This is a genomic window from Polaromonas sp. (assembly GCF_013817205.1).
GTDB lineage: Bacteria > Pseudomonadota > Gammaproteobacteria > Burkholderiales > Burkholderiaceae_C > Polaromonas.
Genome location: NZ_JACDDD010000013.1, coordinates 41,068 through 54,469 on the forward strand (window position 1 = coordinate 41,068; position 13,402 = coordinate 54,469).

Annotated in this window: 14 protein-coding genes; 7 read left to right on the forward strand and 7 right to left on the reverse strand. The window is 60.6% G+C overall.

Translation table 11 applies throughout. The annotated features are described in order from the left end of the window. Nucleotides 1-74: 74 nt before the first annotated feature. The 5 genes from kdsB to H0W47_RS05040 form a co-directional block, all read right to left on the reverse strand. Nucleotides 75-833 (reverse strand): 3-deoxy-manno-octulosonate cytidylyltransferase, encoded by a 759-nt coding sequence (kdsB, locus tag H0W47_RS05020; protein WP_296921488.1) that lies wholly within the window; start codon nt 831-833, stop codon nt 75-77. Between the two features lie 10 nt (nt 834-843). Next, complete coding sequence (locus H0W47_RS05025) at nt 844-1,026, reverse strand: Trm112 family protein (RefSeq protein ID WP_296921490.1); 183 nt, start codon at nt 1,024-1,026, stop codon at nt 844-846. Continuing rightward, a complete protein-coding gene (gene lpxK / locus H0W47_RS05030; protein WP_296921492.1) occupies nt 1,007-2,047 on the reverse strand; it encodes a tetraacyldisaccharide 4'-kinase in 1,041 nt (346 codons plus the stop codon). Before lpxK ends, H0W47_RS05025 begins: the two co-directional genes overlap by 20 nt. A 2-nt stretch (nt 2,048-2,049) precedes the next feature. Next, nucleotides 2,050-2,478, reverse strand: coding sequence for a biopolymer transporter ExbD (locus tag H0W47_RS05035; RefSeq protein WP_296921494.1), 429 nt, complete (start codon nt 2,476-2,478; stop codon nt 2,050-2,052). 106 nt (nt 2,479-2,584) lie between these two features. Beyond that, nucleotides 2,585-3,214 (reverse strand): MotA/TolQ/ExbB proton channel family protein, encoded by a 630-nt coding sequence (locus H0W47_RS05040; RefSeq protein ID WP_296921496.1) that lies wholly within the window; start codon nt 3,212-3,214, stop codon nt 2,585-2,587. A gap of 415 nt (nt 3,215-3,629) precedes the next feature. Here H0W47_RS05040 and xseA point away from each other — a divergent pair, with 415 nt between their 5' ends. From xseA to H0W47_RS05055, 3 genes are all read left to right on the forward strand, one after another. Beyond that, a complete protein-coding gene (xseA, locus tag H0W47_RS05045; RefSeq protein WP_296921498.1) occupies nt 3,630-4,859 on the forward strand; it encodes an exodeoxyribonuclease VII large subunit in 1,230 nt (409 codons plus the stop codon). A 70-nt stretch (nt 4,860-4,929) separates the two neighbouring features. Then, nucleotides 4,930-5,511, forward strand: coding sequence for a Fe-Mn family superoxide dismutase (locus tag H0W47_RS05050; RefSeq protein WP_296921500.1), 582 nt, complete (start codon nt 4,930-4,932; stop codon nt 5,509-5,511). A 232-nt stretch (nt 5,512-5,743) separates the two neighbouring features. Further along, nucleotides 5,744-7,981, forward strand: a complete 2,238-nt coding sequence (locus H0W47_RS05055; protein ID WP_296921502.1) for an NADP-dependent isocitrate dehydrogenase — start codon at nt 5,744-5,746, stop codon at nt 7,979-7,981. Nucleotides 7,982-8,092: 111 nt separating this feature from the next. On the opposite strand, the gene H0W47_RS05060 is transcribed toward H0W47_RS05055, so the two are convergent. Both H0W47_RS05060 and H0W47_RS05065 read right to left on the reverse strand, forming a co-directional pair. Next, nucleotides 8,093-8,575, reverse strand: a complete 483-nt coding sequence (locus H0W47_RS05060) for a DUF192 domain-containing protein (RefSeq protein ID WP_296921504.1) — start codon at nt 8,573-8,575, stop codon at nt 8,093-8,095. Nucleotides 8,576-8,663: 88 nt separating this feature from the next. Continuing rightward, nucleotides 8,664-9,056 (reverse strand): hypothetical protein, encoded by a 393-nt coding sequence (locus H0W47_RS05065; RefSeq protein ID WP_296921507.1) that lies wholly within the window; start codon nt 9,054-9,056, stop codon nt 8,664-8,666. Nucleotides 9,057-9,258: 202 nt separating this feature from the next. Here H0W47_RS05065 and icd point away from each other — a divergent pair, with 202 nt between their 5' ends. From icd to H0W47_RS05085, 4 genes are all read left to right on the forward strand, one after another. Continuing rightward, nucleotides 9,259-10,512, forward strand: coding sequence for an NADP-dependent isocitrate dehydrogenase (gene icd / locus H0W47_RS05070; RefSeq protein ID WP_296921509.1), 1,254 nt, complete (start codon nt 9,259-9,261; stop codon nt 10,510-10,512). A 171-nt stretch (nt 10,513-10,683) separates the two neighbouring features. Further along, nucleotides 10,684-11,952, forward strand: a complete 1,269-nt coding sequence (locus H0W47_RS05075; protein WP_296921511.1) for a tyrosine-type recombinase/integrase — start codon at nt 10,684-10,686, stop codon at nt 11,950-11,952. A 215-nt stretch (nt 11,953-12,167) separates the two neighbouring features. Next, nucleotides 12,168-12,572 (forward strand): hypothetical protein, encoded by a 405-nt coding sequence (locus H0W47_RS05080; RefSeq protein WP_296921513.1) that lies wholly within the window; start codon nt 12,168-12,170, stop codon nt 12,570-12,572. Nucleotides 12,573-12,891: 319 nt separating this feature from the next. Beyond that, nucleotides 12,892-13,254: a hypothetical protein gene (locus H0W47_RS05085; RefSeq protein ID WP_296921516.1), complete on the forward strand. Its 363-nt coding sequence runs from the start codon at nt 12,892-12,894 to the stop codon at nt 13,252-13,254. Nucleotides 13,255-13,402 lie beyond the last annotated feature (148 nt).

Here is a 13,402-nt window from a genome sequence, read left to right on the forward strand (position 1 = left end):
CGCAAGCCCTTCGGAGGGCGCTGGCGTCACTTTTTTCTCGTTCTCAAGGATAGCATGCGCCCCCTGATGCGGGCTTACACGAACAGCCGGCGCACGCGCTCCAGATCCTCGGGGGTGTCCACACCCGGTCCCGGCGCATCGGCGCTGATGTGCACGGCAATGTGGTGGCCGTGCCAGAGCGCGCGCAGCTGCTCCAGCGCCTCGAGTTGCTCCAGTGGCGCCTGCGGTAATTTGGGGAACTGGCGCAGGAAACCGGTGCGATACGCGTAGATGCCGACATGGCGCAGTGGTGGCGGCAGCGTGCCGCCTTCACCCCACCAGGCCAGACCGGCGGCATCGCGCGCCGCGGGAATCGGCGAGCGGCTGAAATAGAGCGCGGTGTTGCGTGAATCGAGCACCACCTTGACCACGTTCGGATTGAGCAGATCGTCCAGCGAGCTTATGGCATGGGCGGCAGTACTCATGGCGCAGTCGGGCCGGCTGGCCAGCAGGTCCGCCACCGCGTCGATCAGGGCCGGATCAATCAGCGGCTCGTCGCCCTGCACATTGACCACCACCTCGTCATCGCCCAGTTGCAGCAGGTTGCAGGCCTCGGCCAGGCGGTCGCTGCCGCTGGGGTGATCGGCATGGGTCATGACCGATGTGACCTGGAAGGCCGCGCAGCTTTCGGCAATTCGAAGGCTGTCAGTGGCCACCACGACGCGTCCGGCGCCGCTGCGCAGGGCGCGTTGCGCCACACGCACGACCATGGGGATGCCCGCAATGTCGGCCAGCGGTTTGTCGGGAAGTCGGGTGGACGCGAGGCGGGCGGGGATCAGGACGGTGAAACTCATGGCGCGAAGCTCAGAGCCCTAGTTCCTCGTCGGTCAGCACGCGCGCTTCCTCCTCCAACATCACCGGCAAGCCGTCACGTATCGGGTAGGCCAGGCGCGCGCTGCGCGAGACCAGTTCCTGTTTTTCGGGGTCATAGTCCAGCGGGCCTTTGGTCACGGGGCAGACCAGCAGTTCAAGCAGTTTGGTGTCCATGGGACGATGGTAATGGAGAAAAGCGGCTGGCCAGCAGGGCATCGAAGGCCGCAAAAAACGCTGGCTCCGGTTCAAAGACCAGCGGCACCGCAAGGGCCTCAGCTTCTCGTAAAAACAGCTTGGTCGCGTCTTTTTCGGTGCAAATCAGGGTGTAGTCCTCGTCCGTCTTGCGTGGGTAGCTATCAAAACCATAGTGATCGGGAAGCGGTCGTGTTTCCGCCAGCACCAGACCGCGGGCCTGGAGCATGTCGAAAAAGGCCTGCGGTTTAGCGATCCCGGCAAGCGCTATCAGCGCTGTGCCCGCGAGGCTGCCCAGCGGCACGCGGCTACCATCGGCGCGCAGCGCATGGTCGGCCAGCCGCCGGGTGGACTGGAAGCCCTCAAAGGCGGGCGTCGCGCCGGTGTGCAGCACCAGATCAATGCCGCGGCCGTCAGGGCCGGCGCCACGCTGTAGCCTTTCAGGCCAAGGCTCGCGCAGCGGGCCGGCCGGCAACAGCCAGCCGTTGCCGGCGCCGCGCTCGTCAAACACGGCGATCTCGATGTCGCGCTGCAAAGCGTAGTGCTGCAGGCCGTCGTCGCAGACGATGAGCTGCGTGGTGGGATGGGCGAGGAGCAGGGCTCGCGCGGCATCAGCACGCCGCGCCGCGACAAACACCGGGGCCCCGGTGGCGCGCCGGATCAGTGCGGGTTCATCGCCGGATAGCGCAGGGGGCGTGTCCGGCAACACTTCAAGGCAGCCCTCGCTGCTGCGCCCGTAACCACGCGAGACCACACCGGCATGGATGCCTGCCGCCTGCAAATGCTGCACCAGCGCGATCACAGTGGGGGTCTTGCCGGCGCCGCCGGCCACCACATTGCCCACCACCACCACCGGCACCGGCATTTTTTCGGAGCGAAGAAGCCTGGCCCGGTACAGGCTGCGACGCAAGGCCCCCAGTGCGCCGAACAGCAGTGCCACCGGCCAGAGCAGGCAGGCCAGTGGCCCGCGCTGCGCCCAGGCCCGCTGCAGGCCTGCCTTCACGGCTATTTGGCGCCGGCTTGGGCCGCGCTCTGGGTGGCAAAGGTGATCTGGGTCAGGCCGCTGCGCCGGGCTGCCTCCATCACCGTGATCACTGACTGGTGGCTGGCACTGGCGTCGGCGCTGATGATGATGACGCTGTCCTTGCCGGCCTTGGCCGCGGCGGTCAGGGCCGCGCTGAGCGCCTCGATGCTGCGGCCGTCCACCGGCATCTTGCTGACCATGTAGCGGCCGTCGCTGCTGACGGCGACGATCACCTCTTTGGGGTAGTCGCGCTGCTGGTCGGCGTCAGCCACCGGCAGCTTGATTTGCAGTTCGGTGAACTTGCTGTAGGTGGTCGACAGCATCAGGAAGATCAGCACGACCAGCAGCACGTCGATGAAGGGGATCAGGTTGATCTCCGGTTCATCACGTGACGAACGGCGGAAATTCATGATGGTCTCCGCTTGGGGGCTGATGTTTTTTCGCCGGGCCGCCCCAAGAAAAAATGCGCCCCCTCGGGGGGCAGCGACGTACGCGAAGCGACGAGCGTGGGGGCCATTATTTGCGCAGCGTGTTCAGGTGCCGCACAAAACGCTCGGACGCAATTTCCATGGTCAGCAGGTAGCCGTCAACCCGGGCCCGGAAATAGCGCCAGAAGATCAGCGACGGAATGGCCACGATCAGGCCGAAGGCCGTGTTGTAAAGCGCGATCGAAATGCCTTGTGCGAGCTGCGCCGGGTTGCCGCCGGCGACACCGCCACTGCCGGCCTGTGAGCCAAAAATCTCGATCATGCCGATCACGGTGCCCAGCAGGCCCAGCAGCGGCGCCGCCGAGGCAATCGTGGCGAGCGCGGCGAGGTAACGCTCCAGTGTGTGGGCGGCGCGCCGGCCGGCTCCCTCCAGCGTCGAGCGCAAGTCATCTTCGCTGATGCGGGGGTTGGTGTTGAGCGCGCGAAAACCGCTGGACAGCACCTCACCGAGCAGGGAATTGTGTTCCAGGTGCGAGACCACGTCAGTGCCCGGCACTCCGCCGCGCGATACGGTGATGGCTTCGTCCAGGAGCTGGGGCGGGGCGATTCTGGCGGTTTTCAGGCTCGCAAAACGCTCAACGACGAGTGCCAACGCCAGAATCGAGCAGGCTATGAGGGGCCAGATCGGCCAGCCTGCGGCTTGTATGATCGAAAACAAGGGCAAATCTCCAAGCTGATGATTGCTGTGGATTATGGCCCAGCCCGGCCGACACCCCGAGTTCCGGTTGCCGTACTGTCTCCATCGCGCACCGGGCGGGTCTGTAGGACGTAGCCCACAGAACATGTGGATAACTTTGTGAGCAAGTACGGGCTGGTGCCTCCCCAAGCCGCGCCAAATGGCGGCTGTGACAAAACGATGAAAATTTGAGCACAATAAACTTATTTAAAATCAATGGCTTGCACGAACATTTGCGAACCTCCCCGGCAAACCACGGGTTTCACCCCGAATTCATCAGCATCTGTGGAGTATTACCCGCATGAAATCAGGGGGTTTTGGAGTGTCTGAGGCATTTTTCCCGCCTCCGTCTGCCACCAACGCCCGGTCGGGTGTGCGAATCTGGCCAGTTGGTTCATTGTTACGAGCGATCGCCGACAGCCTGGAAGCGCGTTTCAACCCGGTGGCCGTCAAGGGCGAACTCATCGGTTTCTCGCGTGCTGCCAGCGGGCACTGCTATTTTTCGCTGAAGGACGAGCAGGGCCAGATCCGCTGCGCCATGTTTCGCCGTGCGGCCAGCTTGCTCGATTTTCCGCCGCGCGACGGCCAACTGGTCGAGGTGCGCGGCCGGCTGGGGGTGTACGAGCCGCGCGGTGAACTGCAATTGATCGTTGAAGCCATGCAGCAGGCCGGGCAGGGCAATCTGTTCGAGCGATTTGTCCAGATCAAGAACAAGCTCGAAGCCGAAGGGCTGTTTGACGCAGGCCGCAAGCGCGCGCTGCCCCTGCTGCCCAAAGCCATTGGCGTGGTGACTTCGCTTGGCGCGGCCGCACTGCATGACGTGGTCACCGCCCTGCAGCGCCGCGCGCCGCACATCCCGGTGGTGATCTACTCTGCAAGCGTGCAGGGCGCGCAGGCGCCCGGGGAGTTGCGCCAGGCTTTGCAGCTCGCGTATGCGCGCGCCGAGGTCGATGTGCTGCTGTTGGTGCGCGGCGGTGGCGCGATGGAAGACCTTTGGGCTTTCAACGACGAGGAACTCGCGCGCCTCATCGTGGCTTCACCTGTCCCGGTGGTGTGCGGTGTCGGCCACGAGACCGATTTCACAATTGCCGAGTTTTGTGCCGACCTGCGCGCCCCCACACCGACGGCGGCAGCCGAGCTGTGTGCCCAACCGCAAAAAGTGTGGCTGGGTGAGCTGGTTGACCTGCAGGACAGGCTGCGTTGCGGCGTCGAACGGCAACTGCAGGCCAGCAACCAGCGGCTCGATTGGGCGGCGGCCCGCGTCACACGGCCATCGCATCTGGTCACCCGGCAGCATGCCCGGCTGGGGGGCCATACGCAGGGATTGCGTCATGCCTTGCAGTCCGCCATCCAGCGCGAAAAGAGCAACTTGCAGGCGATGAGTCTGGCCTTTCCGCAGGCCTTGGGCCAGAACCTGGCGCACCAGCAGCGCCGGCTGGAGCGGGCCCAACTTCGGCTTGCGCCACTGGACCCGAAGCTGGTGCTGCAGCGCGGCTACGCTTGGCTGGCCGACATGCAGGGCCAGGCGGTGACCGGTGTGGCCGATACCGCGCCCGGCCAGGCGCTGCGCGCTACCCTTGCCGACGGCGAGGTCGATTTGACCGTTTCAACACCCCGGCTGATTTAGTTTTTTACAATGGTCGTCACAAGCCGCCCTTATCATCGCAACATCACCACAACACCCCACAAGGAAAACAATGGAACACAAACTACCCCCGCTGCCTTACCCGATTGATGCCCTGGCACCTCACTACAGCCAGGAAGCCTTTGAATACCACCACGGCAAGCACCACAACGCTTATGTGGTGAACCTCAACAATCTGCAAAAAGGCACCGAGTTCGAGTCCATGACGCTCGAGGAGATCGTCAAGAAATCCAGCGGCGGCGTGTACAACAATGCGGCCCAGATCTGGAACCACACCTTCTTTTGGAGCTGCATGAAGCCCGCCGGCGGCGGCGAGCCTTCCGGTGCGCTGGCTGACGCGATCAATGCGAAGTTCGGCTCCTACGCCGCATTCAAGGAAGCTTTCGTCAAGTCGGCCGTCGGCAACTTCGGTTCGGGCTGGACTTGGCTGGTGAAAAAAGCCGATGGCAGCGTCGACATCGTCAACACCGGCCCGGCCGGCACACCGTTGACCACCGCTGACAAGGCCCTGCTGACGGTGGACGTGTGGGAGCACGCTTATTACATCGACTACCGCAACATGCGTCCGAAGTTTGTTGAGACCTTCCTCGACAAACTGGTGAACTGGGACTTTGCGGCGGCCAACTTCGCCTGACCAGTCCGGCGCGCCGTGACACAAAAAAGGCCCGAAGCTTTCGGGCCTTTTTTTCGTCTGGACAAAAAATAGTTGGCTTCAGGAAGGCGTAATTTCGCATCGTGGTAACGGGTTACATAAAATGCTGAGCAGGGCAGGTCCCGTTCCCTCAAGGAATCAGGCACCATCCGATCATGTCAGCCGGTCTGTGACCCAGCCGGTGGCGTTCCCATAACAGTTCTGGAGACAAGCGATGAGCACCGAGCAACCCACCATCATCTACACGCTGACCGACGAAGCCCCTCTGCTCGCAACCAGCGCTTTTCTGCCTATCGTCCGCACGTTTACTGCGCCAGCCGGCGTCAAGGTCGAGACCGCCGATATTTCGGTAGCCGGCCGGATTCTGGGGCAGTTCCCCGAATGCCTGACCGCAGACCAGCGGGTCGCCGACACTCTCACAGAACTGGGCAAGCTGACGCTCAAGCCGCAGGCCAACATCATCAAGCTGCCCAACATCAGTGCCTCGGTGGCCCAGCTGAAGGACGCGATCAAGGAACTGCAGGGCAAGGGGTACAAGATCCCCGACTACCCGGAAGCCCCCAAGACCGATGAGGACAAGGACATCCGGGCGCGTTACAACAAGTGCACCGGCAGCGCCGTGAACCCGGTGCTGCGCGAAGGCAATTCGGACCGTCGCGCACCCAAGGCCGTCAAGGAATACGCGCGCAAAAACCCGCACAGCATGGCCGACTGGAGCCAGGCCTCGCGCTCGCACGTCTCGCACATGCACGGCGGCGACTTCTACCATGGCGAAAAATCCATCACCCTGGACCGCGCGCGCGACGTGAAGATGGAACTGATCACAAAGACCGGCAAGACCATCGTGCTCAAGCCCAAGGTCGCGCTGCTGGACCGCGAGATCATCGACTCCATGTTCATGAGCAAGAAGGAGCTGGTAGCCTTCTATGAAAAGGAGATCGACGACGCCTTCAAGACCGGCGTGATGTTCTCGCTGCACGTGAAGGCAACCATGATGAAGGTGTCACACCCCATCGTGTTTGGACACTGCGTGAGGATTTTCTACAAACAGGCCTTCGAGAAACACGCCAAACTGTTCGAAGAACTAGGCGTCAACGTCAACAACGGTATGGTCGATCTTTACAACAAGATCGGCACGCTGCCGCAGAGCAAGCAGGACGAGATCAAGCGCGACCTGCACGCCTGCCATGAAGGCCGTCCCGAGCTGGCCATGGTCGATTCGGCCAAGGGCATCACCAACTTCCATTCGCCCAACGACATCATCGTGGACGCGTCCATGCCCGCAGCCATCCGCAACGGCGGCAAGATGTGGGGCGCCGACGGCCGGCTGAAAGACGTCAAAGCAGTCATGCCGGAGTCAACTTTTGCTCGCATTTATCAGGAGATCATCAACTTCTGCAAGTGGCATGGCGCGTTTGACCCCAAGACCATGGGCACGGTGCCCAACGTGGGCCTGATGGCCCAGCAGGCCGAGGAATACGGTTCGCACGACAAGACCTTCGAGATTGCCGAGGACGGCGTGGCGAACATCACCGACATGTCCACCGGCGAGGTGCTGCTGAGCCAGAATGTAGAAGCTGGCGACATCTGGCGCATGTGCCAGGTCAAGGACGCGGCCATCCGTGACTGGGTCAAGCTGGCCGTGACCCGCGCGCGCAACTCCGGCATGCCGGTCGTGTTTTGGCTCGACTCCTACCGCCCGCACGAGGCGCAAATGATCACCAAGGTCAAGATGTACCTGCACGAGCACGAAACCGCAGGTCTCGACATCCAGATCATGAGCCAGGTGCGTGCCATGCGCTACACGCTGGAGCGTGTGGTGCGCGGCCTGGACACCATCAGCGCCACCGGCAACATCCTGCGTGATTACCTGACCGACCTGTTTCCCATCATGGAGCTGGGCACCAGCGCAAAGATGTTGTCCATCGTCCCCTTGATGGCCGGCGGCGGCATGTACGAAACCGGTGCCGGCGGCTCGGCTCCAAAACACGTGCAGCAGCTGGTTGAGGAAAATCACCTGCGCTGGGACTCCCTGGGCGAATTCCTCGCGCTGGCGGTGTCACTGGAAGACCTCGGCATCAAGACCGGCAATGTCCAGGCGAAAATTCTGGCAAAGACACTGGATGCCGCCACTGGCAAGCTGCTCGACAATAACAAAAATCCGTCGCCGAAAACTGGTCAACTGGACAACCGCGGCAGCCAGTTTTACCTGGCAATGTACTGGGCACAGGAATTGGCCGCACAAACTGAAGACGCGGCGCTGGCGGGCAAGTTCGCTCCGCTGGCCAAGACACTGACGACCGGTGAGCAGGCCATCGTTGCCGAACTCCAGGCCGTGCAGGGCAAGGCGGTGGATATTGGCGGCTACTACCAGCCCGACCTGGCCAAGCTGGACACCGTGATGCGTCCGAGCAAGACCTTGAACGCGGCACTGGCGGCTTTCACGGCTTGAAGCAGCGCACTACCTGAAACGGTCTCCTGGCAAGGGGCAGAAAAGAAGGCGATCCGCAGCCGTGCGGATCGCCTTCTCTGTTTTGGGGCCGGCGTCCGTCCTGCGGGCTGCTTATTTGCCCGCCTGGAATACCTTGCCGCGCAAGCGGCTGCCCGCCTTGATGCCCTTCTTGGCAAACCAGCCGACGTTCATCTCCAGCACATAACGCACCGGCTTTGCCGAGCAGTGTGAATCCGTCGTCTGCGGCTTCATGTCGGCCAGGTTGACGATGGTGCCGTCGTCGGCGACAAAGGCGGCGGTGAGGGGAAGCAGGGTGTTTTTCATCCAGAAGCATTGTTGCGCAGCTTCCTCAAAAATGAACAGCATGCCTTCACCCTGCGGCATGTTCTTGCGGAACATCAGGCCGGTCTGCCGCTGCGCGGGCGTCGCAGCCAGTTGCACGTCGATCTGGTGCATGCCAGCGGACAGGGTGCTGCGCTGTAGGTTGATTTGTGGCGCGTCCTGGGCTGTCGCTGTGAGCGCGCAGGCGGCAATAAAAACTGCGCAGACTGTGCTGCGGAGTCTCGCTGCGCCGAAAGGTGTGTGATGGAGCATGAAATCACCGATGTTTGGTCAGACGGCCAGCATAAACGACCGCCATAAAAAATGCCCGCAATGCGGGCATTTCAGGTGTGCGCGAAAATTACTTCTTTGCAGCGGCAGCTTTGTCTTCCTTGGCTTTCTTTGCAGCGGCGGCTTTTTCTTCCTTGGCTTTCGTGGCAGCAGCGGCTTTTTCAGCTTTTGCGGCTTTGGCGGCAGCGGCTTTGTCTTCCTTGGCCTTTTTGGCGGCAGCAGCTTTTTCGGCTTTAGCGGCTTTGGCGTCTACCTTGGCTGCAGGCATGGCAGGCGTCGCAGCTGCGGCTGGTGTAGCAGGCTTAGCTGGTGTGGCAGGCGTAGCTGGTGTAGCCGGTGTAGCCGGTGTAGCAGGCATAGCAGGCATTGCTGGCTTGGCCGGCTGTGCTGGCTGCGCGGGGGTTTGCGCGAAAACACCAATGGCAAAAAAGCCAGCGATCAGGGCAGCGATGAGTTTGTTCATGGAAATTCCTCGTATGTAAGTTGTGATGGACCCCGGAAAATTACCGGGGTCCCACCGTAACGGTGGCCGTTTGCAAACGGTTGACAGGCCACCCTCAAAACAATGCCTGCTGTTCTTTTACAGATAGAATTTACGGGTAACCACCTAAGCTGTTTCAGGCATTTTTTATTGCTGACCCAGTATCTACCGGAGCCTGTCGCATATGTACCAGCACATCAAAGTGCCTGCCCAAGGGCAAAAAATCACCGTCAATCCCGACAATTCATTGAATGTCCCGGACGAGCCCGTCATACCGTTTATTGAAGGCGACGGCACGGGCGCGGACATCACGCCGGTCATGCTCAAGGTGGTGGATGCTGCTGTGGCCAAGGCCTACGGTGGCAAGAAGAAAATCCACTGGATGGAGGTTTATGCCGGTGAAAAGTCGACCCGGGTCTACGGTCCTGACGTCTGGTTGCCTGAGGAGACACTGGCTGCGGTCAGGGACTACGTGGTGTCCATCAAGGGCCCCTTGACCACCCCTGTCGGCGGAGGCATCCGATCGCTCAACGTGGCATTGCGCCAGGAACTGGATCTTTATGTCTGTTTGCGACCCATCCAGTACTTCGCAGGTGTGCCATCGCCGGTGAAAGAGCCACACAAGACCAACATGGTGATCTTCCGCGAGAACTCCGAAGACATTTATGCCGGCATCGAGTTCGAAGCCGAATCCGACAAGGCCAAAAAACTCATCAAGTTCCTGCAGGACGAGATGGGCGTCAAGAAGATCCGCTTTCCCAACACCTCGGGAATCGGCATCAAACCGGTATCCAGCGAAGGCACCGAGCGCCTGGTACGCAAGGCCATCCAGTACGCCATTGACAATGACAAGCCCAGCGTGACCATCGTGCACAAGGGCAACATCATGAAGTTCACCGAAGGCGGCTTTCGCGACTGGGCCTACGCGCTGGCGAAAAAGGAATTCGGCGCGGTGGAAGTCGACGGCGGCCCCTGGATGAAGTTCAAGAACCCCAATACGGGCAAGGACATCCTCATCAAGGACAGCATCGCCGACGCATTCCTGCAGCAGATCCTGCTGCGCCCTGCCGAATACAGCGTGATTGCCACGCTGAACCTCAATGGCGACTATGTCTCTGACGCACTCGCTGCGCAGGTCGGCGGCATTGGCATCGCCCCGGGCGCCAATCTGAGCGACACGGTAGCGATGTTCGAGGCCACGCACGGCACAGCTCCGAAATACGCCGGCAAGGACTACGTCAACCCGGGTTCCGAAATCCTGTCGGCCGAGATGATGCTGCGCCACATGGGTTGGACGGAGGCGGCTGACCTGATCATCAGCGCCATGGAGAAATCGATTGCGTCCAAGAAGGTTACCTATGACTTCGCCCGTCTGATGGATGGCGCGACCCAGGTCAGTTGTTCCGGTTTCGGCCAGGTGATGATCGAACATATGTAATAGCGTCTAAAGCCGGCCAAAGACGGCTAACAGGATGGCCCAGTTGATTGATTTCACTGGGCTTTTTTGTTTTCAACGTCCAAAGACATATAAAGCAAGCCGACAGATTTGGAGCCATAATCCGGATTCAATGGCTCCAATTTCGGTAAGCCATGGCTCTAAGGCTCCATCATGGCTCCAACTGCACGCGCATTGAATTACACCCTGTCGGATGCAAAGATCAAGGCCAAACATCCACGGGACAAGGCTTACCCGCTGGCAGACGGTGGGGGCCTGTACCTGGACATACTGCCCAGCGGGTCAAAAATTTGGCGCTACTCCTACCGGTTGTACAACAAGCGCACCAAGGTGACCATTGGGAGGTATCCGCTGATCGGCATCAAGGCGGCGCGAGACGCTCACGAAGTCCTTCGCACTCAGCTTGCCACCGGCATTGATCCAGCTCGCAAAAAGCAGCTCGAAAAGGTCGAGCGCATCGCCAAATCTGCGCAAGCCGACACGTTCGAAACATTTACCCGCGTCTGGATTGCCGAAAAGCTGGCGACCTTGACGGCCCGAAGCCAAAAGCAAACCCTTGCATGGCTGAAAAACGACGTTTACCCAGCTTTCGGCAAGTTGCCGCTGAGTGAGGTCCACGCCCGTGATGTACTGCGACTGTTGGAAGGTATGCGGAACACACCGACCAAAGCGAACAATATCCGGGCCATCATTGAGCGTATTTTCAACTACGCCGAACAAAAGCTACTGGTGACTTACAACCCGGCCACGCCCATGCGCGGGCTGGTGAATACACCACCGGCAGTGCATTACAGGCATCTGGTCAAAAGCGAAATACGTGAGTTTGTGGAGGCAGTACGGACGTGCGGAGCGCACCAAGGAACTCGGTTGGCCGTGGAGTTTCTGATGCTCGTCGTGACGCGCAAGGACAACGTGTGCAAAGCGCGCTGGGAGCACTTTGATCTGGACGCATGCACCTGGACAATTCCGGGCCGTACCGTGGGCGGCAACGGCTACATGAAGGCGCCCAGACCCCACACTGTGTATTTGTCCACGCAGGCCATGGCGCTGCTGGAAAAGGCTCGGTACTTGTCCGGTGCATCGCCATGGGTGTTCCCTTCAGTGCAAAAGTTGTCCGAGCCGATGACTGAGCAAGCCATCAACCACCTGTTTTCGCGTCTGCGCAGCTCAGGTGACATTCCCGGCGACTTCAAGCCGCACGGGCTACGCGGTACAGCGTCCACCGCCATGAATGAGCAGGGCATCGCGCCAGATGTGGTGGAGGCAATCCTTGCGCACAAAGAAAAGAACGCCACACGGGGCGCATACAACCACGCTCAATACGCGGCTGCTGTCGCCAGTGCATTGCAGTGGTACGCGGACTATATCGACAAGCTGATCGCCGGGGCCGACATCATCAAGCTGCCCCAGCGAGCCGCATAAATCGACCGGTTTTTACTGCAACGTCGGTGCCATGCGCTGACACAGCGGGTCAGCACACTGGAGAGACTCCGAACGCTCACACGAGTTGGTGCAGCCGCAGCCTGTCGTCGGCTGAGGTGGAACTGGGCAGGATGTGAGCTACGAGTGAAATTAAACCAAATAAACGCATACAAAAAGACTTGCACGCTCATAAATAAACGCATACATTAATCGGCATGACGACAAAGAAACCAAGCATCAAACGGAAGTCGGGGCGCCCTGCACTTGAGGAGGGTGTCGAAACGATCCCCGTGACCGTGCGGATGACCGCGCCCCAGAAGGAAAAGTTAACGCTACTTGGCGGCAGCAAGTGGGTGCGTGAAAGAATTAGTAAGGCAAAGGAGCCAAGGACGACGAGAGGAAATGAATTGTTGAAGGAAATGGCTCAAGCCAAGACCACTGGCGATTTGCGCCGTGTCCTGTTTGACGGCATGGATGCTCTGCGACTCAAGGAAATCAGTACTACCGATCTTGATTCGCTGAACAAGTCGGTGAACGCGGTAACCCGGCGGATGAATGCTGAACTAAAACGGATGAAAACTGCGCTGCTGCTGCAGAAGGCCATGAAGCCGAGGGACTGAGAAACCGCCACGCCCGGCGGCGGTTTTGGCTGGGCAGTAAGGCGGCGGGGATGGTGGTAGTGACACCTGCCCCGCCTGACCACCAAAGCAAAAGGAGTTGCAATCATGGCTGAAACGAAGTCTATCAATCCAGCGGATGTCCAACGGACACGAGTGACCGAAACCAAACCTGCGTCAGGGGATTCGCGCCCCGTTCCGCTGCCCCAACTGCAAGATAAAGCTGATCAAGATTTACACCGGGCAATGACATCCTTGCTGGTGTGCGAGTACGCAACGGGCGCCATGTGCGCCATCAGAGGCCTCGAAGAGCGGGCAAAGCATGACCCTCATGGGTGGCGCCAGCGCGGTCGCGAAGGGCGGCACCGGCCCAGCGGACGCCAACGGCACAACCCCGCGCAAATATTACGAGGACGTGGCCGGTGACAAGAATGGGTTTCTGAGCGCCTATTCAGGTAAGACGGCCACGGCAGGCGGGGTAATGGCTGTGGCGCCCGTGAGCGTGCCGCCATCGGTCCCTGCGCGCCTGCCCGCATCGCCCGAGGTGACGATCCCGCCACCATCAGGATCAGACAAGGAAAAATCTGTCACCACGGCGTCACGCGAGCCCATCGGCCAGAACATGGCGGACAGGCAGATCGCGCACATTGTCAGCGGCGGCATCGGCGCCACCGGGGGGTGGTAGACGCTATTTGCCGCTGGTGGCCCGTGCTTGCTCTAGGGAATCTCTGCAAAACTCAGCCAACCGGTGAGTTCTGAGAAGCGTTATATGTCGATGAAACAAATCAGCCTTGCTGCCAGCGGATACGAGCTTGTCACCAAGAGGACGCGCA